General features: G+C 30.3%; 25 protein-coding genes and 1 tRNA gene. 13 read left to right on the plus strand and 13 right to left on the minus strand.

The genetic code is table 11. The features are described from left to right. Positions 1–14: 14 nt before the first annotated feature. Positions 15–431 (plus strand): riboflavin synthase, encoded by a 417-nt coding sequence (gene ribC, locus CALAG_RS05545; RefSeq protein WP_048816892.1) that lies wholly within the window; start codon positions 15–17, stop codon positions 429–431. A 73-nt stretch (positions 432–504) separates the two neighbouring features. On the opposite strand, the gene CALAG_RS05550 is transcribed toward ribC, so the two are convergent. Further along, a complete protein-coding gene (locus CALAG_RS05550) occupies positions 505–1,392 on the minus strand; it encodes a DMT family transporter (protein WP_015232756.1) in 888 nt (295 codons plus the stop codon). 303 nt (positions 1,393–1,695) lie between these two features. Here CALAG_RS05550 and CALAG_RS05555 point away from each other — a divergent pair, with 303 nt between their 5' ends. The 3 genes from CALAG_RS05555 to CALAG_RS05565 are packed head-to-tail and all read left to right on the plus strand — an operon-like array spanning position 1,696 to position 3,228. After that, positions 1,696–2,142 (plus strand): DUF2286 domain-containing protein, encoded by a 447-nt coding sequence (locus CALAG_RS05555; RefSeq protein ID WP_015232757.1) that lies wholly within the window; start codon positions 1,696–1,698, stop codon positions 2,140–2,142. Between the two features lie 24 nt (positions 2,143–2,166). Further along, positions 2,167–2,766 carry a MarC family protein gene (locus CALAG_RS05560; RefSeq protein WP_245529225.1) on the plus strand — a complete coding sequence of 200 codons (600 nt, stop codon included), beginning with the start codon at positions 2,167–2,169 and terminating at the stop codon, positions 2,764–2,766. Between the two features lie 60 nt (positions 2,767–2,826). Further along, positions 2,827–3,228, plus strand: a complete 402-nt coding sequence (locus CALAG_RS05565; protein ID WP_048816789.1) for a translation initiation factor IF-5A — start codon at positions 2,827–2,829, stop codon at positions 3,226–3,228. Between the two features lie 15 nt (positions 3,229–3,243). On the opposite strand, the gene CALAG_RS05570 is transcribed toward CALAG_RS05565, so the two are convergent. Next, positions 3,244–4,110, minus strand: coding sequence for a GTPase (locus CALAG_RS05570; RefSeq protein ID WP_015232760.1), 867 nt, complete (start codon positions 4,108–4,110; stop codon positions 3,244–3,246). Positions 4,111–4,245: 135 nt separating this feature from the next. Here CALAG_RS05570 and CALAG_RS05575 point away from each other — a divergent pair, with 135 nt between their 5' ends. Then, the gene (locus tag CALAG_RS05575; RefSeq protein WP_048816791.1) at positions 4,246–5,190 is read left to right on the plus strand and encodes a transcription initiation factor IIB; all 945 of its coding nucleotides are present in this window, start codon (positions 4,246–4,248) and stop codon (positions 5,188–5,190) included. On the opposite strand, the gene CALAG_RS05580 is transcribed toward CALAG_RS05575, so the two are convergent. Continuing rightward, positions 5,187–7,019: an aldehyde ferredoxin oxidoreductase family protein gene (locus tag CALAG_RS05580; protein ID WP_015232762.1), complete on the minus strand. Its 1,833-nt coding sequence runs from the start codon at positions 7,017–7,019 to the stop codon at positions 5,187–5,189. The two genes, CALAG_RS05575 and CALAG_RS05580, sit on opposite strands and share 4 nt — an antisense overlap. Positions 7,020–7,175: 156 nt before the next feature. Here CALAG_RS05580 and CALAG_RS05585 point away from each other — a divergent pair, with 156 nt between their 5' ends. The 4 genes from CALAG_RS05585 to CALAG_RS05600 all read left to right on the plus strand — a co-directional run bounded on the left by CALAG_RS05585 (position 7,176) and on the right by CALAG_RS05600 (position 10,696). Next, on the plus strand, positions 7,176–7,610 hold the full coding sequence (locus CALAG_RS05585) for a DUF2153 domain-containing protein (protein WP_015232763.1): 435 nt from the start codon (positions 7,176–7,178) through the stop codon (positions 7,608–7,610). A 45-nt stretch (positions 7,611–7,655) separates the two neighbouring features. Continuing rightward, positions 7,656–7,928: a 30S ribosomal protein S25e gene (locus CALAG_RS05590; RefSeq protein WP_015232764.1), complete on the plus strand. Its 273-nt coding sequence runs from the start codon at positions 7,656–7,658 to the stop codon at positions 7,926–7,928. 88 nt (positions 7,929–8,016) lie between these two features. Then, a complete protein-coding gene (locus tag CALAG_RS05595; RefSeq protein ID WP_015232765.1) occupies positions 8,017–9,303 on the plus strand; it encodes an NAD(P)/FAD-dependent oxidoreductase in 1,287 nt (428 codons plus the stop codon). Positions 9,304–9,373: 70 nt separating this feature from the next. Then, positions 9,374–10,696 carry a hypothetical protein gene (locus CALAG_RS05600; protein ID WP_015232766.1) on the plus strand — a complete coding sequence of 441 codons (1,323 nt, stop codon included), beginning with the start codon at positions 9,374–9,376 and terminating at the stop codon, positions 10,694–10,696. Here the strand turns inward: CALAG_RS05600 and surE are convergent. Further along, positions 10,693–11,514 (minus strand): 5'/3'-nucleotidase SurE, encoded by an 822-nt coding sequence (surE, locus tag CALAG_RS05605; RefSeq protein ID WP_015232767.1) that lies wholly within the window; start codon positions 11,512–11,514, stop codon positions 10,693–10,695. The genes CALAG_RS05600 and surE overlap by 4 nt on opposite strands. 260 nt (positions 11,515–11,774) lie before the next feature. Here surE and CALAG_RS05610 point away from each other — a divergent pair, with 260 nt between their 5' ends. From CALAG_RS05610 to CALAG_RS05620, 3 genes are all read left to right on the plus strand, one after another. After that, entirely contained in the window at positions 11,775–12,128 is a 354-nt protein-coding gene (locus tag CALAG_RS05610; protein WP_015232768.1) for a hypothetical protein, read from the plus strand. 208 nt (positions 12,129–12,336) lie between these two features. Further along, positions 12,337–13,350, plus strand: coding sequence for a bifunctional phosphoglucose/phosphomannose isomerase (locus CALAG_RS05615; protein ID WP_015232769.1), 1,014 nt, complete (start codon positions 12,337–12,339; stop codon positions 13,348–13,350). Between the two features lie 92 nt (positions 13,351–13,442). Then, positions 13,443–15,050 (plus strand): HD domain-containing protein, encoded by a 1,608-nt coding sequence (locus CALAG_RS05620; protein ID WP_048816793.1) that lies wholly within the window; start codon positions 13,443–13,445, stop codon positions 15,048–15,050. Between the two features lie 101 nt (positions 15,051–15,151). On the opposite strand, the gene CALAG_RS05625 is transcribed toward CALAG_RS05620, so the two are convergent. The 6 genes from CALAG_RS05625 to CALAG_RS05650 form a co-directional block, all read right to left on the minus strand. Next, a complete protein-coding gene (locus CALAG_RS05625) occupies positions 15,152–15,886 on the minus strand; it encodes a uroporphyrinogen-III synthase (protein WP_015232771.1) in 735 nt (244 codons plus the stop codon). Then, a complete protein-coding gene (gene cobA / locus CALAG_RS05630; protein ID WP_015232772.1) occupies positions 15,871–16,611 on the minus strand; it encodes a uroporphyrinogen-III C-methyltransferase in 741 nt (246 codons plus the stop codon). The genes CALAG_RS05625 and cobA overlap by 16 nt, the downstream gene beginning before the upstream one ends. 1 nt (position 16,612) lies before the next feature. Then, positions 16,613–17,512, minus strand: a complete 900-nt coding sequence (hemC, locus tag CALAG_RS05635; RefSeq protein WP_015232773.1) for a hydroxymethylbilane synthase — start codon at positions 17,510–17,512, stop codon at positions 16,613–16,615. After that, a complete protein-coding gene (hemL, locus tag CALAG_RS05640; RefSeq protein WP_015232774.1) occupies positions 17,513–18,775 on the minus strand; it encodes a glutamate-1-semialdehyde 2,1-aminomutase in 1,263 nt (420 codons plus the stop codon). 70 nt (positions 18,776–18,845) lie between these two features. Continuing rightward, entirely contained in the window at positions 18,846–19,118 is a 273-nt protein-coding gene (locus tag CALAG_RS05645; protein ID WP_015232775.1) for a hypothetical protein, read from the minus strand. 126 nt (positions 19,119–19,244) lie between these two features. After that, positions 19,245–21,194, minus strand: a complete 1,950-nt coding sequence (locus CALAG_RS05650) for a molybdopterin biosynthesis protein (RefSeq protein WP_015232776.1) — start codon at positions 21,192–21,194, stop codon at positions 19,245–19,247. Between the two features lie 344 nt (positions 21,195–21,538). Here CALAG_RS05650 and CALAG_RS05655 point away from each other — a divergent pair. Then, a tRNA-Leu gene (locus CALAG_RS05655) sits at positions 21,539–21,623 on the plus strand. On the opposite strand, the gene CALAG_RS07840 is transcribed toward CALAG_RS05655, so the two are convergent. Genes CALAG_RS07840 through CALAG_RS05665 form a run of 3 tightly spaced genes read right to left on the minus strand, consistent with a single transcriptional unit; the run spans position 21,605 to position 22,861 of the window. After that, complete coding sequence (locus tag CALAG_RS07840) at positions 21,605–21,895, minus strand: hypothetical protein (protein WP_083859953.1); 291 nt, start codon at positions 21,893–21,895, stop codon at positions 21,605–21,607. The genes CALAG_RS05655 and CALAG_RS07840 overlap by 19 nt on opposite strands. Positions 21,896–21,945: 50 nt before the next feature. After that, on the minus strand, positions 21,946–22,254 hold the full coding sequence (locus CALAG_RS05660; protein WP_015232777.1) for a DNA-directed RNA polymerase subunit L: 309 nt from the start codon (positions 22,252–22,254) through the stop codon (positions 21,946–21,948). A gap of 1 nt (position 22,255) precedes the next feature. Further along, positions 22,256–22,861: a DUF2067 domain-containing protein gene (locus tag CALAG_RS05665; RefSeq protein ID WP_015232778.1), complete on the minus strand. Its 606-nt coding sequence runs from the start codon at positions 22,859–22,861 to the stop codon at positions 22,256–22,258.

Consider the following 22,861-nt stretch of genomic DNA (forward strand, 5'->3'; position numbering starts at 1 on the left):
TTTCAAGGGTTGATATGGGTTCAATTGCATTAAAAGTATTGAGAGATCTACTACCTGATTACATGATAATAAGGCATACAGTCCCAGGAATTAAAGATTTGCCTGGAGAGGCTAGAAGACTCATAGATAGCGGGTGTGATGGAATAATAACTTTGGGGTGGGTAGGTAAAAAGCAAGTAGATAAATACAGCTACATAGCTCTATCAGTAGGACTTGTTATGTTATCAGTTTTAACAGGAAAAATAATTATTGATGTTACTGTTCATGAGGATGAAAGCGATAATGAAGAAGAGCTTAAGAAAATTGCTATAGAAAGAACAAAGGCTCATGCAGAAAATTTAGCGATATTATTAAAAGAAGATGGAGAAGGCTTAGTTAAAAAAGCAGGTCAAGGAGTTAGACAAGGATATGAAAATGTAGGCCCATTATGAATCACAATTATTCCTCATAAGCGATCATCATTAAAATTCATTATATATGATGAATTTCTCCAAGGCTTTAAGTCTAAGCCCTTTTTCTGTAACTCGATTGAGACATAATTGATCCAATTAATACAATTGCTGATCCAATTATTTGCAAAAGCGATGGTAGCACCTTTATTAAATATATTGTAAAAATAAATGAAACTGCTGGAGTTAGCATAACTATTGCACTACTCTTTACTGGGCCTAATGCTCTAACAGCATAAAACCATAGAAGCCATGCAGCAGCTTGAATTATTGCTGTTGTGTATAATATTAATAATAATGACTTTAAGCTAATTATAAAGTAATTGCTTAATGGTATAAAAATCGATATAAATGGAGCTGAAATCAAAGACATATAAGAATTTAATCCTATAATATCTCTATCATGTAGGTTTTTAACAAAATAAACAGTACCCAAAGCCCATGAAATACCACTCAATAATGAAAAAATTAATCCAATACTGAAACCTATTGATGATATATTAGTTAAAAATATGCCTACAAAACCAATTATTATTCCAATATATTGAATTAATGTTATCTTAAGCTTTAAATAAATTTTACTCAATATTACAACAAAAATTGGTTGAGTATATACCAAAACAGCTGCTAATGATGGATTTTTAGAATACATTATACCTAAATTTAAAAAAATTAAAAACAAAGCGTTATTTAAGATACCAGCAATTGTTTCCTTTATTCCAAAAATCATTTTTCTCCAAATAATAAAAATTATAAGACCCCCAATTAATGATCTAAGCAATGCTACATATATAGGTGAAATATAATTCTCAAGTATTTTTACTACAGGATATGCCGAACCCCAAATTAATACGACTAATATTAGGTAAATGTAACCTCTTGCATTATTATTCATGGTATATCCTAGTTTTGTTTTCCATAAGGATTTATAAATATTATTCAATAATAATAAATCCTCATAAATTATAACTTTATCATATTAAATTAGTTTTTATGATTTTCTCTTTCACAAGAAAATTTCTAACACTATTAAGTTTTACTTTATCATTTTGTCTAATATAGGATAATTATAAGTATTTTTAAATGGCTTTACATTTCTCAAGGATAAGGTAAACAATTTTAAAAATTTAACATAAAATGTTTAATAATTTTAATTATTTTTAACATAAGGTAATTCCTTTTGGCACGTATATTAAAGCATATAAACCGGAAAAATCAATATTAACGAACGAAGAGAGTGCAAGAAATGAAAATAATAGTAATAAGGTCAGAAGTAGGTAAAATAATTTCAAGCGAATTAATGGAAGGAGAATTGGATCAAATAGTAAAAAAGAAGAGCGAAGATGCTATGAAAGAGTGGAATCCAGAAACAAGTGATTTCATAGTATTAAGAGATATAAGAGAATTAGAATTGCCATTGCCATTAGATCCAGAACTTGTCGATATCTTAAGAAATGTGGGTACTTTAAGCAGAACATCAGAAAAGGCAATAGCTAGGATCCCAGTTTACACAATAAGTTTTGAAAACATGATGATAGGAGAAGACAACTATGTTGAACACAAGATTTACTTGATTTCACCATATATAAATGATGATATTAAAACAGAGCTAGAGAAAGAAGCGGTCGAAATAACAACAGAAAAAGCTGCTCCAGAAGGCATAGAAGAAGAAGGGGAGGAAGAAGAAAAATAAACAATAATATAACGGTGTTATCATTTGCAAATATTGAATACAAGAGAACTGATAAATTCAATTATAATGCTATTCGTTGTGTTGGATCCATTTACTGTAGTACCTTTTTATATACCAACTGCTAATTTGTTACCTAAGGAAAAGAGGAAGAAATTTTTAAATACATTAATACTTGCTGCTGTTTTTATGCTACTAGCATTTACTATAATTGGAGATTATATCTTCAAAATATTAGGAGTAACATTCAATGATTTCAGGGTTGCAGCAGGTCTAATTTTGTTGGTTTATGCAATTTCAAGCTTATTTGACATAGAAATTGGAGCCCCTAAAAATAATATAGAAGACATAGAAAAAGAAGCAATAGTTCCATTAGCAACACCACTATTGGCAGGTCCTGGGAGTATATCTACCGTTTTATACATAAGGTATTCTTACGGATATCCAATAGCCATAATAACCATTTTCATAAACATAGTCTTAGCTTATTTAATATTATATGCAGGTCAATACATATTAAAATATCTAGGAGAACATGGAGCGCTATTGGTAGATAAATTCATGAGTCTAATATTAGCTGGTTTTGCTATAAGTATTATTAGAGCTTCAATAATGAGTATAATCTAATAAAGAAGAACGTTAATTTTTAAATCTAGAACTTGCATATTTATGAAATATGGTGAAAAAATGAGCGTACAATTCGCCACTTTAGGAGATCTAAAAAAGGGAAGCTATATAGTAATTGATAATGAACCTTGCAGAGTTGTAGAAATAACTAAAGCCAAAACTGGAAAGCATGGAAGTGCTAAGGCTCATGTTGTTGCAGTTAGCCTATTTACAGGGCAAAAGAAAACATTGATTGCTCCAACAGATACACAAGTCCAGGTTCCTATTATAGAAAAAAGGAACGGCCAGGTATTAGCTGATTTGGGAAACAACTTACAAGTTATGGATATGGAATCATATGATACAATAGAAGTAGAAAAGCCAAATGATGAACCAGAATTATTAGAAAAACTAAAACCTGGAGTAGAAGTAGAATATTGGTTAATAATGGGTAAGGCGAAGATAGTCAGGATCAGAAGCTAATTGCCATTATATTCTTTATTCTTGGCTCATTTCAATATTTTCTTCAGGATATACAAAAAACTCTATTTTAGCCTTATGATAATCCCTTATTATTGCCTTTGCTGCTTCATCTATATTTGGTTCCTTGGTTTTCTTATATATCCACATTCTCTTATATGCTAGCTCTTCTAATATTTTGTATGGATCTCTCTCATTAATCTTATATGAATTCAAAAATGCGTTTGGATTGTATTTTAGAATCTTTTCTATTAAAGCAACAGCAGGTCTAACTGGATCATTTAGCTCATCAATTGCTTTTCCTCTTATTATAGATTCTGGAAAACCTCCTTCTATTGGCATTACTCCAGGAGAATCTAAAACATAAATACCATTTTTAATTTTATATATAGTAAAAGACTTTGTATATCCAGCGCTACCAGGCAATGGACTTGTTGGAGCACTTTTTTTACCTTTTAATGAATTTATTATACTTGACTTACCAGTTTTCGGATATCCAATTAATGAATAAAAAGTTTCATTACCTTTAGAATACTTATCAAGCATTTCAAGCAAATGCTTTCTATCTTTCTTTCTCCATACTGAATAAAAAATAGTATCAAATCCCTCTAATGTAAACTTTTCTTTCCACTTCTCTGCAATATTATAAGGAACTAAATCAGCTTTATTTAACAATATTATTAAATTTTTATTTAAAGAATTAGCTATTTCTTCAACTCTTTTACTCCTTGTAGATATTGGATCCCTAATATCTAATACTTCTATTACCACATCTGATGTCTTAATTGTTTTAGCTATATCTCTCCAACTTGCTAATATCATACCAATTCCCGCTTTATTTATATTACAAAAATCTAACCTTTTAAAGTCTAATAAACTTATCAAACAATAATGGTTAGCAAGTAATTATTTATTAAATAATAAACAAAAAATTTTATATATTAGATTCTGTTAATATTAATATATAAACTTTGCGCAACACTTATAGGTAGGAAAAGTTTAAAAGGTTTGGTGAAGTGCATGTCCCAGTCTCAGGATTCTGGTAAGGATCAATCTAAGTCAAGTGTTAAGTGCCCACCAGATAAGATAATATATGATGCAAATATGGGAGCAAGGATTTGTCTTGAAACAGGAGAAGTTATAGAAGAGCAAGTTATAGGAGACGAAGCAGAATGGCGTGCATATACCCCGGATGAAAAAGCAAGGAGAACAAGAGTTGGAGGACCTTTATCGTTAAGCAAACCAAATATGGGAGTAGATGTTTATATTGGTAGTTTTCATGAAGGGAGTGGAAAAAAGATTAGAGGATTATCAAGAAGAATTGATATGTTAAGGTTACAACGTAGTTTTAGGATGGGCAGAACATTAAGCAGTTTAGAAAAGAACATTAATCAGGCTTTGAAAATTTTAGATGAGTTAGCGACTCATATGGAATTATCAAATAAAGTTAGAGAAGAGGCATCTAAAATGTACAGAGATGCTACACAAAAAGGTTTAACAAGAGGTAGGAGTATTGAGAGCGTTGTTGCAGCAACTTTATATGCAGCCTGTCGTAAATTAAGAATTCCATGTACAATAGATGAAATCGCTAAGCATTTATCAATAAAAGATAATGATGTAAAGAGAGAAATAGCTAGATGTTATAGATTATTAGTAAGAGATTTAGAGGTAGATATACCAGTAATAGAGCCGGAATTATTCGTTAATAGAATTGTTAGCGCATTAGGACTTCCTGATTATGTAGCGGTAGAAGCAATAAAAATATTGAGAGAAGCAAGAGGTAAAGGAACAACGGCAGGAAAAGATCCTAGTGGACTTGCTGCAGCAGCAGTTTATCTTGCAGCTCTTAAGCATGGATTAAGAAGAACACAAAAAGAAGTTGCCCATGTAGCTGGTGTTACAGAGGTAACAGTTAGAAATAGATATAAGGAAATTGCAGGAGAAGCTGCATCTAAATTATCTTAACTTAATTTAACTATTTTTTCTAATGTAGGTATTACAAATTCTAAATTCAACCTTTTTAGTGTTTCTATTTTTGGAACACCATTTTTATCCCATCCTCTTAAATCATAATAGTGGTCTAAGAGCTGATTATATCCTTCATAGCTCAGTCTACCACCCTTCAATGGACCTTTAGTTAAAGGATATTTAAACCACTTTTCAGGAGGCATATCATATTTTCTATCCCACGCATTAAATTCTCTTATCCAAAATGCCCTAATCAACGCATATATTCTATCAGCTACATCATATATAGTATCCCATGTATACTTTATACCTGTTGCATAAGTTAATAAAAGTGGGTAATGTTCTAAATTCAATCCGATTTCTACCCATGGAAGCCTACAAGTAGTTATGCTTTCAAACATTCCTCCTCTGATCCTTTGTAATTCAATAACCTTTGCGGCTTTTTCCCTATCATATGAAAATCTATCATTTTGTACTTCCCAACTTATAACCCATGCATCCTTATGGTGAGCACCTATTGGGCTTGTTGAAAAGGCAAGAGCCATACCGGGAGCTGTATGACAATCATACGCGCTTACTTCTAAACCTTTTGCATTAACAGCAAAATCACAACCTCCTACTTTATTGCAGGCATGCATTGTGCCTTCAGCTAATATATTTCCTAATTCTGTTTTTCTAAAAGCTATCTCAGATACTAATTCTTTATATGTCTTTACATCTCCCCATTCTAATTTTCTTCCATCAACATTTAATATCCCTTTTTGGCTTGCCTCAGTCCCCCAACCTAAAACACCGCCAAGGCTTATTGTGTCTAAACCATACTTATCAGCTAAGGTATTTAAAACGGCTACATCTTGTAATCTAGGAATTCCCAAATTGCTTCCCAATATAGCAACATTTTCATAATCTAACTCACTTTTATTTCCTTCAGTATCTAGTATTACATTACCACATTGCATATTACATCCAGGGCAACCTCTTTGATCTACCTTTAATGATTCCATAGTATAACCATCGATACCTTTATATTCATCAAAAACTCCTTCGCTAAAGTTATAAGTTGGTAAAACACTTGCTTCTTGGGCCCAATCAACAGTTGCCATCGTACCTTCTCTCATCCAGAAATTATAACCGGGCCTTTCTCTAACTTCTTTTAATGCCTTAATCCCTTCTATTTTGAAATTCTTTTCATCAAATAATTCTACATTCTTTGTTCCTTTTATTACAACAGCTTTTATCTTTTTAGATCCCATAACTGCTCCAATACCCGGCCTTCCCCCACTTCTCCCTTCTTGGCTCATAACAGTTGCAAATCTTACTAAGTTCTCTCCTCCCGGTCCTATTTCTACCATTCCAGCAAATCTTCCAAATCTTTTTCTAAGTTTTTCTTCGGTTTCCCAAGAATCTAAACCCCACAAATCATCAGCATTTTCAAAACTTACCTTATCGTTTTCTATATTAAGTAGTAATGGTTTTTCTGATTTACCATAAAATACTATCGCATCTAAACCGGATTTCCTCATTTCAACAGAAAACAGTGTACCAATATTTCCATCTCCATAACCTCCTGTTAAGGGGCTCTTTGATGCAACCTGTAGCTTTCCACTACTAGGTATAGGCATTCCTGATAGGGGTCCAATTGCAAAAATTAACAAGTTTTCTGGAGAAAAAGGATCAATCCCTGGTTTGTTATATTCCCATAAAATCCTTATTGCTAGCCCCCTTCCTCCTAGATATTCGGCAGCCCATTCTTTTGGATATTCTATTGTTTTAGCTTCTTCTTTATTGAGATCTATCCATAATATGTTACCATTCCATCCTTTCATAGATTGTCACCTACATTGTAACAAATAATGATTGGAATTTTTATATTTATATTCATAAAATTATCATTCACCTATCCCTTAATTACTCAGCCCATTAGGATGCATAGATATATTCATAATAAGCCTGGTCCACCAGATAGTAAACAGGTGCAAAAAGTGTCTCAGTATAGACAAGATTTGGGAGAGTTTTTAAAGAATCTAGATAGATGGATTTCTATGCAACAAGCAGTTTTAGATACATTTAAAGAAAACTATCCAAAAGTAAGAGATTCAGATAGATTAGATATAATAGTAAATACTAGGATAGCATTCAATCATATGATAAGAACATTGAAGGCATTTGACGACTGGCTACAGGACCCATTTATTACAACAAATGCCCCTAAAGAACTTTTATTACAAGTATGGGATAGAACTATTAATATATTGCAACAACTAATATTAATGGATATTGAACACACATCATCAATGAGAAAAATGCTAGATGAGTTATCTAGAGAAGGTAGAATAAATCCCCTCATCGCTAGATTTAGAGAAATAGGAGAAGAAAGGAGAGAAGAAGGCAGAGGGACAACAACAATATCATTTTAAAGTTTTTTAACTAAGAAATTTTCTACTTATTTTAGGTGAAGTGTAATGTCAAAAGAAGTCAGTAAAAAGCCCGGTAAACAGCCTAAAGCAAAAGAAGAAAAGAAACAAACAAGCGCATTTGATGCAAGTTCAGAGCTGATATCAAGAGTTAAAAAGGACCTAGCAAAGTTAAATTATGTAACACCTTATAAAGTTGCAAATAGCTATAATGTTGCATTATCTACAGCTAGAAGAATATTAAAAGAATTAGAAAAAGAAGGAGTTTTAGTTTTATACTCCCCAAGCAGGAGAAATCCAGTTTATATATTAAAACAATAGGCTTTATTCCCACGTTAATGGGAAAATTTTTTATTAGAATTGTTTAAATTCTTGATATTCCCTTTCCATAACACGGGGGGATGTATCAATGCCAGATTACATTGTAATAGGATCAGGTATTGTGGGTTTATCTACTGCATATCATATTTCAGAACAAGATAAGGATTCCTCTATATTAATTATAGATAAGTATGATGGACCTGGTGCCGGAGATACATCTAAGAGTGCAGCAGCATTTAGAACAGCATTTACAAGCAAATTAAACATCCTGCTTTCTTCTTCTAGCATTGAGTTTTATTCACATTTACAAAAAAATGAAAAATTTGATTTAGGAATGAGACATGTTGGATATTTGTTTTCTTTAGATAAAAATAATTATTCGGTTTTTAAAAAAGGTTTAGAATATGCTGAAAAATTAGGAGTAGAATTTTCTGAAATTGAGAATGATTATTTACAAAATAATCTTGGAATAAAAACTGATATAGAAGGGAGTGAAGAAGCCGATATTATTGGTGCACATAACATATATAAATCTATTTTATTCAAAAATGCTGGTATTTTAGATCCGGAAAAAATAATTGATTATTATTATGGAAAGCTTAAAGATCGTAATGTCGAGTTCTCATATGGAATAGGAATAAAGGAATTTATTATTGAACCAGAAAAACCTCTTGGAATAGAAGGAGAACCTTTTGCCTGGGAAGAAATAAAGGTAAAGGGAGTTAGGCTTAACGATGGAACGATTGTAAGAGCAAATAAAAAAATAATATCTGCATTAGGAGCGTGGAGCAATTTATATTTGAATAAAATTGGATTAGATAGCTATAGTAGGCCTAAGAAAAGACAGATATTTTCTATAAAAGCAGATAATAATGAACTAAAAAGAATATTGTATTCTAAAGGTTTTAATGATGAAAATACTATGCCGTTTGTAATTTTACCAAAAGGTGTATATATTAGGCCTAATCCTTCAGAAAACACCTTTTGGATAGGATTAAGTGATGAATTGGGAAGGAAAATTGAACTGGAAGATAACCCAGTTGCAGAAGAAAACTTTTATTTATATAGTATATTGCCAGTTCTATCGTTATATTTTGATCAGTTTAAAGAAAAAAATCCATATGCATCTTGGGCAGGTCATTATGATATAAGCTTTGATGGGCAACCAATTATTTATGAGCCATATGAAAGCAATTTAATAATTTCAGCAGGAACAAGCGGCAGCGGTATTATGAAAGGAGATTCCATTGGAAGAATAACAGCAAGCCTCGCATTAAATAAAGAATATGCGAATCTTTTTGATAATACAGAGTTTAATGTATCATGGCTTGGTCTAGAAGGTAGACTAGTGGAAAAAGAATTGCTAATAATTTAAAATTTATAAAAAATTTAAAAATAGCTTATAACTTAATAATTTTTAAAAATAATGTTTTATGGGAAGCAAAATGAAAAACAAAAAGAAAGTTTTACTTTTAACGACAAATAAAAAATTTATTAAGATACCTAGCAAAAAATTGGTTTCATTTGATATATTAGAAATAAAAGATTTATACAATATGAACTTAGATCAAATAGTTAACATTCTATCCAATATAATGGATAAGTATGATAATATAATATTACCTGGAAATATAATTTGGGATTTTAGCGATTTTAATGGAAAGATTATTAAAGGAACAGAATTCTACAATTATTTATTTGATCTACTTAATTATGTTGAAATTGAAAAGCTAAGTCCTAAAGTTAGCGCAGATAAACTATTTCCTGAGCAAATAAAGAAAATAGTTGAAAAAAAGAAAAAAGCTTATAAAAAACCTATTTTTAAAATAAGAGATCTTAAAATCTATAAAAGATATCCAATAAGATTATTCACTGAAATTTTTCTGCATAAAGAAGAAAGAATGAATGATCTAATGAAAGTAATAAAAAGTTATATACAAGATGGAGCTGATACAATAATTTTGGGAGTTTTTCCATCAATACAATATGAATATTTAAAGGATGTCATTCATAATATTAGAGAATTATCATCAATTCCCATCGGTTTAGATGCTAATATTGATATTTTAAAAAATTTTAAAAATGATGTAGATATTCTTATGAGCTTTACTATAAATAATATTTATGAAAATATAGATTGGATTTTTGATAGGGTTTCTGTATTGTTAATCAATGATATTAATCATGATATGATTAAAAAAATTAGAGATTTAAAGAGAAAAGGTATAAAATTAATATTAGACCCAATAGCTTATCCTGCCATTTATCCTGGATTCTTTAATACATTAATCAGAGCAAAAAAGCTATCGAATTTAGGTCTTCCAATAATGATTGGAATAAATAATGTAACTGAGCTCATGGATGCAGATACAACAGGGACAAATGCATTTGCAACTTTTTTATCGATAGAGTCTGGTGCAAGCATTATTTTAACAGGGGAGGTAAGCGTTAAAAATAGGGGATCAGTTTTTGAGGTAAAAAATGCAATAAATATGGCTGAAGAATCAATTATACTAAAAAAACCTCCAAAAGATTTAAGTCTAAATCTTTTGGGATTAAAAGAGAAAAAATTTTTAGAAAACGATATTAAAATATATGGAAATAGAGATAATATATATATTGAAATTAGTGGAAAAACAAAAGAGATATCTTGCAAGGATAATTGTCCTTTATCAAAGCTATATGATTTAGATAAGGAAGATTTAGCAAAATTGTCCATATTAATTTATAGATATTGTTCTCCATGGTCAATAATTTGGAATTGCTAAGCTAAAATTAAATTTTCTATACCTTTTATTCTGTTTTCTATCTTGTTAAATGCCTTAACATATGAAATAGCTTCTGGGATACATCTTACACATAATGGACTTAATGAAATATATCCTTTCTTAACCATCGCAACGTCACTCTCTTCTTCTCCCCCAGCATATGCCTCTTCTAAGTTATCAGTTTTCCAACCCATAACTTGATAGACATCATCTTTTGAATCAAGTTTGACATCCATATTAGAAAGCCAAGACATTTTTGTTACCTTAAATCCAATTGGTTTTATACTTGGGAAATTAATATTAATCAAGTCTATTTTTTCTTCTCTAAATATATCTAACATTATTTTAGAGATTTCGGCTGTGATTTTTGCTGCCTTTTTCAATAAAATATCTTGTTCCCTTGTTTTTATGCCTCTTAAAACGGCAAAGCTAGCTGCTATAGCTTTATAGCCTAACAAAATCCCCTCTAATGCACCGCCTATTGTGCCGCTCGTGAAGAAATCCATTAAGCCCATGTTTGGTCCAATGTTTATGCCTGAAACTATAATATCAGGTTTTACGTCCTTCAAAAGATACCTCAAACCAATTGCAACAGCATCTGCTGGTTTTCCATCAACACACCATGATTCCTTTGCGTTTTTTACATAACACTTTTCTACTTTTACATAAAATGAGTGCGATTTTCCTGCTCCAGATACCTGATTTTTTGGAGCAACAACATATACATCAAAGCCCTGTTTGCTTAATTCCTCGATTAAATAGTTTATTCCAGGGCTATTGATTCCATCATCATTAGTTATCAATATTGATCCTAGCATTTCTCATTACCTTTCTTAGATTAGCAATAAATATTAGAAGTCCCACTCTTTTATAGTTTACTATATTGTATATATAGTTCATCTTTAAGCATGATATTATTTTACAAGTTATATCCTACATTAAAAATTTAAATTTATTAGTATTAATAATATAAAATTATAATTTTTATCCAAGAAGTAATTAATTATAAAATTGTTTAATATAAATGATTAGTTAAAAATATTAGTTTCAATTAACAAATAAAAAACAGGCGATCAAGTTGAACGAGCACAAAGAACCTTTTTTATTCAAAAGTTACGAAAGAATAATAGGTATCGCTCATGATGTTAATGAGTTAAAAAGCGAAATGGAAAGGCTTTCTAAAGTTGATCCAGGGGCAGTTAACTATCATCTAAAAGAAAAGCACATTGTAAATTGGTTGAATTATATAGGAGAAGGGGAGCTAGCTAAGAAGCTTGAAAATGTAACGGATGTAAATGATGCTTTAGTATTGCTTAAAGAAGAAAAGTCTGCAAAGACGGAAAAGCCGTTATCAGAAACTCAAGGGCATGAACCTATAAAACAAAAAAGAAGGGGAGGAGGGAGAAGAAAGAAATCACAAAGCAATATCTAATATATTTTAAAAAATAATTTATATAATTCTTTTTAATCTAAATGTAAATTAACTATGATCTCTAAACAATATACAAACTTTTTCCTCATATTTGAGTTTTAGCCAAATACTATTAATAAACCCAAATGATAATTATTTAATATATTTATGCCTAATTTTAAAAAATATTTTTATTCTCAAATTAATAGATAAATTATAAGGGATAAAATTGGTTAATTTTAGTAAGGAAGTTGAGGAGATGCTTTCTTTATATGATTCCTTTCCAAAACAAATAGAAGCTGGATATAAAAAAGGAACTAGCTTAGAGAATCTAGACAAAAAATTTAAGGGGATTATATTATCTGGTATGGGAGGAAGCGGTGTAACAGGAGATTATATAAAGACTTTGGGATTAAATTCAAAGATAGATATACCTATTGAAGTGGTTAAAGGGGATAGCCTTCCAAGCTGGGTTAATAAAGATTACTTGGTTATAGCCATTAGCTATTCTGGAAATACCCATGAGACCCTATCATGTGCAAGACAAGCATACAGTTTAGGAGCTGAAGTAATAGCAATAACAAGTGGAGGAAAACTTGAAGAATTAGCCAAACAAAAAGGTTCACAAATTGTTTCAATAAGTAAGAATTATTATCCTAGGACTGCAATTGCAGAGCTTGTTTCTTCAACATTAGGGGCTTTAAAATCTCAAAATATAAATATTATAAATGATAATGAAATAAATGATGCTATAGAAACGTTAAAAGGGACATCTAGAGGGGAAGGATTAAACATAGCCAACAGCATTTCTGATAAGGACTTATACATAATTTCAGGTTGTGGACCATATGAACTATTAGCGAACAGGTGGAGACAAGAATTCAGTGAAAACGCTAAAGCAGTTGTAAAATCTGAAGTATATCCTGAGTCAGCTCATAATGATATAGTTGTATGGCAAGTTGATCAAAAATATAAGCCTGCTTTTATAATGTTTGAGGCCGATAAAGATAATAGCTTATGTTCTATTCTTACTAATCTATTAGAAAATATCTATAAAAAACAAGGCTCTACTCTGATAAAGATAAAACCAAGGGGAAATAATTTGTTCTCAAAGCTCATCCAGGGGACATTATTAGCAGGTTACGTATCTACATACTTAGCAATGAGGAAAGGCATTAATCCAACAGACACATCTATAACTGGAGAATATAAGAAGGCTCTAGAAAAAGAAAATTTAGTCTAAATTTTTAAAAATATTAATCTATCAAATATTCAATTTCTAATATAAAAAATATATTAATCTTAATTATTATTTTAACCATGGTGTATAACGTAGTGGAAAAAACAAGGAATGAAGAAAGCCAAGGCCTATATCAATATAAAGCAATGATTTTAGATAGCGTCCATGGTTTCATTCCTATTAATGCAGGAGAATATTGGATATTACAAACACCTTTTATGAGAAGGTTACATAATATTAAACAACTTGGCGCAAATTATTTGGTTTTTCCATCGGCAAAGCATACAAGACTTGAGCACTCTCTTGGAAGCATGCATATTGCATCTAGAATAGCTAATAAAATTTTAAGCTACGCCTTATCAGAAAACAATTCAAAGCTTTGTGCAGCATTATTTACAACATGTAATGAGAAAGCATATAACAGTTTTATACAGGTAGCAAGACTAGCAGGTCTTTTGCATGATCTTGGGCATTTGGCATTTAGCCATATGATTGAGTCTGGAATAAAGAATATTATTATGTATTCCAACGAAGATAAAAATATAAATAAAGTAGTTTCTGAAAAGCTCAGAGACATATTATCATTGCTTGTAGAGAGAGGAGGAAAGATTCATGAATTTTATACATATTATTTCATAAAACGTTTATCAAAGATGGCAGAAGAATCGGATTTTGACATGTTAGATTTGTCAATAATTGCTGCTTCCTCATCTCTATTTGGTGAAAATAATTGCAAGGCATTGCAAGAGTTAAAGCTTACATGTGATGCAGGTCAAATAGTTAAAAGTATCATTTCCAATGAAATAGTTGATGCAGATAGGTTAGATTACCTTCAAAGAGACGCTCTTACCTCAGGTATAGTTTATGGAAATATTGATATTGATAGGCTCATATATGGAATTAAGCCTGCTCTAGATGGAGATAAGCCTTATATTACTTTAGATATGAAAAGCATGCCTACGCTTGAAGATATATTTGATGCTAGATATAAAATGTACAAATCAGTATATTTCCATCATAAATCTATTGCTATAAATAAGTCTGTCGAAAGATTTGTAAATGGCTTAGCTGATGAGTGGGATAATGTAAAGCTAGACCTTTACAAGGATCTTGATATTGCCGATTTTCTTAACCCAATAAAATTATCAAACGCTATAGCAAACGATGATTATTACTTTGATGATAATGAAATGGATGTTATGATAAAAACTTCATCAATAAAGGGATCTAATCTATTAAAAAGATGGGCTTTAAGTTTATTAAATAGAAGGGAATTATTACCCTTGTCTGTATTCAAAAGGCCAGAACAAGTAATGATATTAGCATCACAAGTATTAGAAAAATTGCACAAAAAATCTACTAGTGATAATATAAGAAGGCTTGTAAAAGAAATAGATAGGGAAAGGATTAATGATTTTATTAGACGTAAATCAAACGATACAATTAAGGTAGATTATTATGATGAAGAAATAATAAGTGAAGAAAAAATAATGAAAGTAATCCCAAACATATTTAACTGGAAGGAATCCATGTATATACGAAGCTTAGTTCAAATTGGCTCAATACCTGTATTTTTAATCTATGTCTACTCCGATGATGAGAACCAACACATAAAATTAAGAGAAAATATAAATGATATAAGGAATTCTATATCTAATGAAATTATATCGATTTTTGAAGAGAAGGCTAAAGATATAGAATAAATAAGTTTAACAAGATGATTGTTATAGCAAATGAAAGCATTGCTAGTAGGAGGGAGTTATTTTAAAAACTAGTTTCAATTAAAATTTTATAAATTACCCATTTAAGGACTAGGATTTCTGTAAATTAATTCAATAGCAGAATTTAATGTATACTCATTAGGAACTATTACATTAAGAAATGGACAGCGATCTTTTACCTCCTTTAAAGTTGATGGACCTATAGCTATTACATTAATATTTGTATATCTTATGTAATCACAAAATGCCTTAGCAATAAGTGGAGAGCTTAATATAATATAATCAATATTTTTATTTTCATGTAAATAATTATTTACTTGACTTAATCTTTCACTATTAACTATTTCATCATATATGCTTACTTCAATGAATTTTTTATTATTCTTCTCTAATATTTCATTAATATCCTTTACTCCTTGGCTTGATCTTGCAAGAATAATGCAATCTGTTCTTATCTTAATTAGCTCATTTGCTAATTCCTTTCCAGTATAACTTTTTGGCATCAAATCTACATCCTTATATAAATATTTTTTAACAGATTTAGCAGTTTCTGGACCTACAACGCCAAGCTTCTTACTTTGAATTTCATTAATTATAGAATCAAGAATATTATTGTCCTTTGCATCATCGACAAGAATTCTAGGCCCTCTTGGACTTGTAAAAACTATCCAATCGCATTTCTTTAATTTTTCATAAAATATTTTTGAAGAACCATTTATTGGAATTATATCTATTATGGGAACAAAGAGTATATCAACCTTATCTTCAATATGCTTAGGATAATCGGGGCCAAAATATAAAATTAACTTTTTTTCCACAATTTATCCCTCATGTTTACAATTTTACCAATAATTATAATTGCTGGATTTTCTAAATGTAAATTCTCATAATTATCTAATATTTCTTTAATTGTTCCAACAAATACTCTTTGAGAATCTGTTGTTGCATTCATTACTATAGCACATTTTTCATCATAACCTTTTACTCTAGCTATTGTTTCTAAATTTTCTTTTATTGTTGAGATCCCCATTAGTATTACAATAGTGTTACTTGCTTTAGCTATTTCTTCTAATTTAACATTTGAGATTTTCTTTTCTTCTGCTTCTTTACCTGTTATTACAGAAAAACTTGATGATATATTTCTATTTGTTAACGGTATTCCAGCATATACTGCTGCCCCAATAAATGAAGGAATTCCAGGTACAACTTCACATAAAATCCCCTTTTCAATAACATAACTGCATTCTTCCTCTCCTCTACCAAAAATATAAGGATCCCCACCTTTCAATCTAACAACTGTTTTTCCTTCCATTGCTTTATTTACTAACATTTCATTTATTTTCTCCTGTTCCATTTCATGTTTTCCTGGAGATTTTCCAACATATATTAGTTCACAATCACTTTTACAATATTCTAATAATTTTTTTGAAACAAGTCTGTCATAAATTAAAACATCTGCATTTTTTATTAAGTTTAATGCTTTAACAGTTATTAATTCTGGGTCTCCTGGACCTGCCCCAACAATAAAAACTTTCCCATTCAATTTACTTTAACACCTTATCTAACATGCTATACACATATTGACCGGCTTTCTTTCCTAGCTTTTTAGCATTATTTAATTCGTCTTTAAATCTAATTATATCCATAAAACTACCATCATATGATGCTAAGCCTACAATCATCATAATTTTATTTTGATTTATTATAGATACTGCACCAATAGGTGTGTTGCAATTTGCCTTAGCTTCATTTAAAAACTCTCTTTCAGCAACTGCCATATAATATGTATTTTTATCGGTATATTTTGAAATTTCCTTAACTATTGAATTGTCTTTAATTCCAACAACAGCTATAATGCCTTGTCCTGGCTCAGGAGGAAATAATTCTAAAGGAATTAGCAATCTATTTATATTAAAATTAAGTCTTCTAATACCTGCTTCGGCCAATATTATAAAATCATATTCGTTATTTTCAAGTTTTTTTATCCTTGTATCTATATTTCCTCTCAATGGCTTTATTATTACTTTATCATTATAATGCATTAAAAACGATTTCCTTCTAATGCTAGATGTTCCCACTATGGAATTCTCCTTAATTTCCATTATATCGTTTACTTTATATTTAGAAAATACCAAAGAATCATTAGGTATTTCTCTTGGTAAAACCATTATTATATCAAGTCTCGGATCTATATCTTTAGGTAAATCCTTCATGCTATGGATTGCTAAATCAGCTTCTCCGTTAAGTACAGCATTGTTTACTTCCTTTTCAAACAAACCTTTTTCTCCTATTTCATATAAGGGTTTGTCTAATATGAGATCTCCTTTAGTTTTAACTATTTTTTTCTCTATATTCACATTTAAAAAATTTTTTATATAATTTTCAAATAAATCAGCTTGCTTTAGACTTAACTTACTCCCTCTTGTTGAAATAACTAATTTCAATCACATCCCCTTAATAACTTCTTTAATTTTTTCTGCAGTATAATTAATTATATCTTCATTATGTTCATAGCTAGTAAACATTGTCTCAAATTGGCTTGGTGGAATGAATACTCCTTTATTTATAAGACTTTCATGGAATTTTGTATATAACTCTTTATTTGCCATTCTTGCATCATCCGCATTATTTATCTCCTTATCTGTAAAGAAGATCTGCATCATACTTTCTACCCTATTTATTGTATATTCTATTCCATAATCAAGCAATAGTTCATTAAGAATCTTTGCAGAATTTGAAGCCTTATCTATAACATTGTTCTTTTCCATAAATTCCAAGGTATAGAGACCAGCTATCATTGTAATTGGGTGTGCATTAAATGTACCTGCATTAAATACTTTTCCTTCAGGGGTAATGTAATCCATAATTTCGCTCTTAGATACTACAGCTCCTACTGGAAATCCTCCACCTATTATTTTGCCTAAAGTAACTATATCTGCATCTATGTTAAAATATTTCTGTGCACCACCCATTGAAAGCCTAAAACCTGTTATAACCTCGTCAAATATTAATAGGGAACCGTAATCTTTGGTAATCTTTCTTAGTCCTTGCAGAAAATCTTTATTTGGTTTTATAACGCCCATATTGCCTATTACCGGTTCAACTATTACAGCAGCAATTTCATCCCCATAGTTTCTAAATATGTTTTCTAACGAATTAAGATCGTTATATTTAGCAACCAAAGTTAACTTAGCTACATCATTTGGAACTCCTAATGTATTTGGTACGCCAAATTCTGTAGCTGCACTCCCAGCCTGAACGAGAACAGAATCATGAGAACCATGATAACATCCATCAAACTTAACTAAATATTTTCTGTTGGTATAACCTCTAGCTAATCTAATTGCTGTCATTGTTGCCTCTGTTCCAGAATTAACATACCTAATTTTACCTCCAGGCTTTACATAGCTAATTATTTTTTTACCTAGATTTATTTCATTCTTATTTGGTGCACCAAAAAGCCAACCATTATTTAAGCCTTCCTTAATTTTATTCAATACATAATCATTCGCATGACCTAATATTAAGGGTCCATATCCCAAAACATAATCTATTAATCTATTTCCTTCTTCTGTATAAACATATGCCCCTTTCGCATATTTAACAAAAAATGGGTATGGCTTTACAGCTGCTCTTACAGGACTATTCACTCCTCCTGGGAAAATTTTCTTTGCCTCTTCGAACAACTCTCTGCTCGATTCAGCCATATTGTAACGCCTAATAAAGGTGTTTGCAATTAGATGTATTAAGTGTTAAATATAAAAAGGCTTAAAATAATTATTCGATTTTACTAATTGTATCTAAAACTTTTTTTACTAAATCTTTTCTCGGAAGAACTCCTAAATCAAGATCATTAATTATTTTTGCGATTTCATCAGGATTTTCCGATAAAAGTAGAGAATAACGGCCAATCCATGAATCAATATTTATTAATTTTTTCATATAATTTGAAATTGATATAGGGGTCTTTTCATGCGTTTTTTCTATAATAGCTAAAACTAAGGCCATAGGCCTTTCCTTTTGTAACTCCCATGATGATTCATCTAACATTAATTTTACCCATATACTACTTAAGCGTATTACCTTATTTTAGTTGTTAAATCCAAATAATACCATAATCTTTTATAACTCAATATAAGAATTATTATGAATTTACAAAAATAAAATATTGTAAACCTATGGATATATTCTTTCTCCGCTTTCCTTAAGAGTTTTATATCCAGGCAGCTTTTTTTCAAGCTCTTTAGAAAACTCTTCACTTTTTAATGTTTCTAGGAATTTATTTACAAATTTATTTTCAATTTTTTCTTTTCTTACAATAAAATCATAAATTTCTACACCTATTGGTATAAAATCTAAGTTAAATAGTTCTGCCATAGCTCTTAGTGAAATGCCTGCATCAGCCCTACCTTGAAGAATTGCAGTTGCAACTGCTGAATGCGTTTTTACCTCATATGTATAACCTTTTATTAGCTTTTCAGGTTCATTAATTCCATTTTCTTTTAGCATTTTATCAAGCAAAACTCTAGTTCCAGAACCTTTGTTTCTATTTATTATTACTATATCATCCCTTAAAAAATCGCTTACGTCTTTGATGTTCTTAGGGTTATTCTTTTTAACTAATATACCTACTTCTCTTGAATAACCCCTATATATGTAAACCTTATCTTCCAATCCCATCAGTTTAGGCATGTGTATATTATAATTCATAGTCTTTTCATCTAATAAATGAGATCCTGCTAAATCAGCATCTCCTCTTTTTATTGCATTCCATCCTCCTAAAGAACCAACATTTATTATTCGAGAATTTTGTATTTTCGCCCCATTTAAAACAACTTCTATTCCTGGACAATTACTTCCTATTATAGTAAGATCTGGTGGCCTTATTGATGACGAAAATAAATAAACATCTACCTCTTCATTTTCTTCAAAATATTCCCTATTTTCCTGAGCAACAATATAACCGTCTGAAATGCTTATACCTGCTATAGAACCTGAACCGCTAAGTATTGGATACGCACTTAAATAATCTTTATTCCAAACGAGCTGAACAGGAATTAATTCTGTGAATCCTCTACCAGCATTAAGCCTAAATGGAATTCTTGCCTTAACCTTTGGTTTTTCTGACTCCCCTTTACCCATCATTTTTCTAACTATTGGCTCTACTATGTTGTAAAGATTCATCATTGCAGATAATGGAAATCCTGGTAGTCCAAAAAGAATCTTTTTGCCTAAAACTGCTATTGCTGTAGGTTTACCTGGTCTAGATTTCAAACCATGAACAATTATTTTTGCTCCTACATCATTAAAGACCTTATAAATCATATCTCCATACCCTGCAGAAGTGCTTCCAGTAGTGATCAAAATATCTGCTTCATTTATGCTTTTACTTATCTCATCTTTCATTTTATCATAGTTATCAGGCAATATTCCTCTAAACTCTACATCTGCTCCAAGTTCTCTTAGCATTGCTGTTATAACATAACCATTAGAATCATATATTTTTCCATGTGGCAAAATATTTCCAGGCTGCTCTAATTCTACCCCAGTAGAATAAACAATAATTTTAGGGGGCCTATACACCTTGATTTTATTTAAACCTAAACCAGCAAAAACTGCAAGCTCTCTTGCAGTGATTTGTGTATTTTTCCTTATTACAACATCTCCAGTAGCTATGTCGCTTCCTGACATAGAAATATTTTCTCCTGGAGAACTCATTCTGTATATTTTTATCTTGTTATCCTTCCTGCTAACATATTCTTCCATAACTATAGAATCAGCCCCTCTTGGAACCATAGCTCCAGTTGATATTTGTACAGCCGTACCAGGCTTTACTTCAATAGATGGATGGCTACCAACTTCCACTTTTCCAATAACCTCGAGTTCTTTTGGCTCTATTTCGCTTGCACCTGCTATATCAATTGATCTAACAGCATATCCATCAACAGTTGATCTGTCAAAAGGAGGATAATCTATTGGTGCAACTACGTCTTCTGCTAATACTTTATTGATTGATTCTAATATAGGAACCTCAATAACGCCCAATGGGCCTATACCATTAGTCTCTTTTTCTATTAATTTAATCGCTTCCTCTACTGATACCAATTTATGAAATACTAATGCCACATTTAAACACCTTTTTAATTTAATAATTCAATCCCATTCCCAACCCTAACTCTTTGAGTTAATTATCATCCCGCTTAATTTGGTAGGGAATGGTTGCTGTTAATTCCATCGCACAATAGTATCAATTAAAATTAATAAAACTTTTGCCCATATCCCTTATAGAAAGATTTTAAGCTATTGATATTCTAAAAATATTCATCTTGCATTGGCATTAATTTAAAACTAGTTTTAGGAATAAGATAAAGATAATGCTTAAAATTTACAAAACATCAAAATCATTTTAATCCTATTATCAAAATAAACGATAAATACTTTAAGGGTAAGCTAGATAATTGTATAAATGCGCGGGGGTGCCCGAGCCTGGCCAAAGGGGACGGGCCTAAGACCCGTTGGCGTAGGCCTGCGTGGGTTCAAACCCCACCCCCCGCATTTTTATATACTTGTTCAAATTCATCAATCAAATTAGACAAAAACATAAGATATTTCTTATTTATCTCAGCCTTATCATCTAATCCACAATTGCAATCACCATAATAATAAGATAATTCATAAAAATAACCACTTTTCTTAATTTTATCGCAAAAATCTTCGCACCCATTAACAGAAAGAATTAAACTATCTATTGAATAAAACCTTAATATTATACCACCACAAATTTTATTTTTGCATTTGCTAACAAGGATTCTTGATTCTTTTTTCATTGCGCTCTCCATTATAACTCATAGCAAAAAAATTATTATCTTTATTACATTTAAATCTCAATATTTATATTCATTTCTTTTATTTTTTCAATATACTTTTTCTTAAATTCCTCATTCATTTCTTTTATTTTCTGTAATGCTTCTATTAGCTTATCTTTAGGATCTATATTTTCATCTAAATCCATATAAATTATTAATCTGTTTTCCAATGGATGAGGAACTTCATAATATGCAATGTTTACTCCTTTAAGAGTCTGTAATACAGTAGATAATAGATTTCCAATAGTATGATCTTCCCCTTCTATTTCTACCTTATATATGCCCTGATCTGTTTTGGTGATTTTAATATCTCCAGCCATATTATTGCACCTTGCCTAACATCTCGTATGTATCCTTCCAACTATATCTGGTATATATCTTGTTTTTATTCTCTTCTAAAATTCCTAAACTAAGACCTTTTTCTATTACATTATTAATTTTCTCAAAATCTCTTTCTCTCAACGTTAAATAGCAAGCTAGTGCTTTTATTAAAGCATTACCATAGTTTTTTCCAGAAATATGTTTTAAATTTTCATTTATTATATTAGCTAAAGAATATACTTTTTCTTTTCTTGCTGTTGTTATTAAAAATTCTTCTTGTATGGTTGTTTTATAACCGAGCTTACTTAAACAAAATTCCAGCATATCAAAAAAATCCTTTCCTCCTTCAGGATTTAAGTCTTTTAGGCTATACTTAAAACCCTTAACTTTATTTTTATTTGTTTCAAAAGATAAAATCTCTTTTATCTTAGACTTTATATAGTTAATATCCCTAGGCGTTACATAAAAATCTATAATCAATTTGTTGTTTTCAACTTTAATTGTTGCTTCCTGGCTTGATATAACAGTATTAATTTTTTTAAAAATATTTTCTATATCATAACCTTCCTTTAAATTAAAAATAAATCTTTTCTTTAAACTTTTCAT

Origin of the sequence: Caldisphaera lagunensis DSM 15908 (assembly GCF_000317795.1) — an archaeon.
Classification (GTDB): Archaea; Thermoproteota; Thermoprotei_A; order Sulfolobales; family Acidilobaceae; genus Caldisphaera; species Caldisphaera lagunensis.

Coding starts and splice junctions, on each gene's coding strand:
- ribC (WP_048816892.1), top strand. CDS start 15: ATGGGTTCAATTGCATTAAAAGTATTGAGAGATCTACTACCTGATTAC.
- CALAG_RS05555 (WP_015232757.1), top strand. CDS start 1,696: ATGAAAATAATAGTAATAAGGTCAGAAGTAGGTAAAATAATTTCAAGC.
- CALAG_RS05565 (WP_048816789.1), top strand. CDS start 2,827: ATGAGCGTACAATTCGCCACTTTAGGAGATCTAAAAAAGGGAAGCTAT.
- CALAG_RS05575 (WP_048816791.1), top strand. CDS start 4,246: ATGTCCCAGTCTCAGGATTCTGGTAAGGATCAATCTAAGTCAAGTGTT.
- CALAG_RS05580 (WP_015232762.1), bottom strand. CDS start 7,019: ATGAAAGGATGGAATGGTAACATATTATGGATAGATCTCAATAAAGAA.
- CALAG_RS05590 (WP_015232764.1), top strand. CDS start 7,656: ATGTCAAAAGAAGTCAGTAAAAAGCCCGGTAAACAGCCTAAAGCAAAA.
- CALAG_RS05595 (WP_015232765.1), top strand. CDS start 8,017: ATGCCAGATTACATTGTAATAGGATCAGGTATTGTGGGTTTATCTACT.
- CALAG_RS05600 (WP_015232766.1), top strand. CDS start 9,374: ATGAAAAACAAAAAGAAAGTTTTACTTTTAACGACAAATAAAAAATTT.
- surE (WP_015232767.1), bottom strand. CDS start 11,514: ATGCTAGGATCAATATTGATAACTAATGATGATGGAATCAATAGCCCT.
- hemL (WP_015232774.1), bottom strand. CDS start 18,775: ATGGCTGAATCGAGCAGAGAGTTGTTCGAAGAGGCAAAGAAAATTTTC.
- CALAG_RS05645 (WP_015232775.1), bottom strand. CDS start 19,118: ATGTTAGATGAATCATCATGGGAGTTACAAAAGGAAAGGCCTATGGCC.
- CALAG_RS07840 (WP_083859953.1), bottom strand. CDS start 21,895: ATGAAAAAAGAATCAAGAATCCTTGTTAGCAAATGCAAAAATAAAATT.
- CALAG_RS05660 (WP_015232777.1), bottom strand. CDS start 22,254: ATGGCTGGAGATATTAAAATCACCAAAACAGATCAGGGCATATATAAG.
- CALAG_RS05665 (WP_015232778.1), bottom strand. CDS start 22,861: ATGAAAAGTTTAAAGAAAAGATTTATTTTTAATTTAAAGGAAGGTTAT.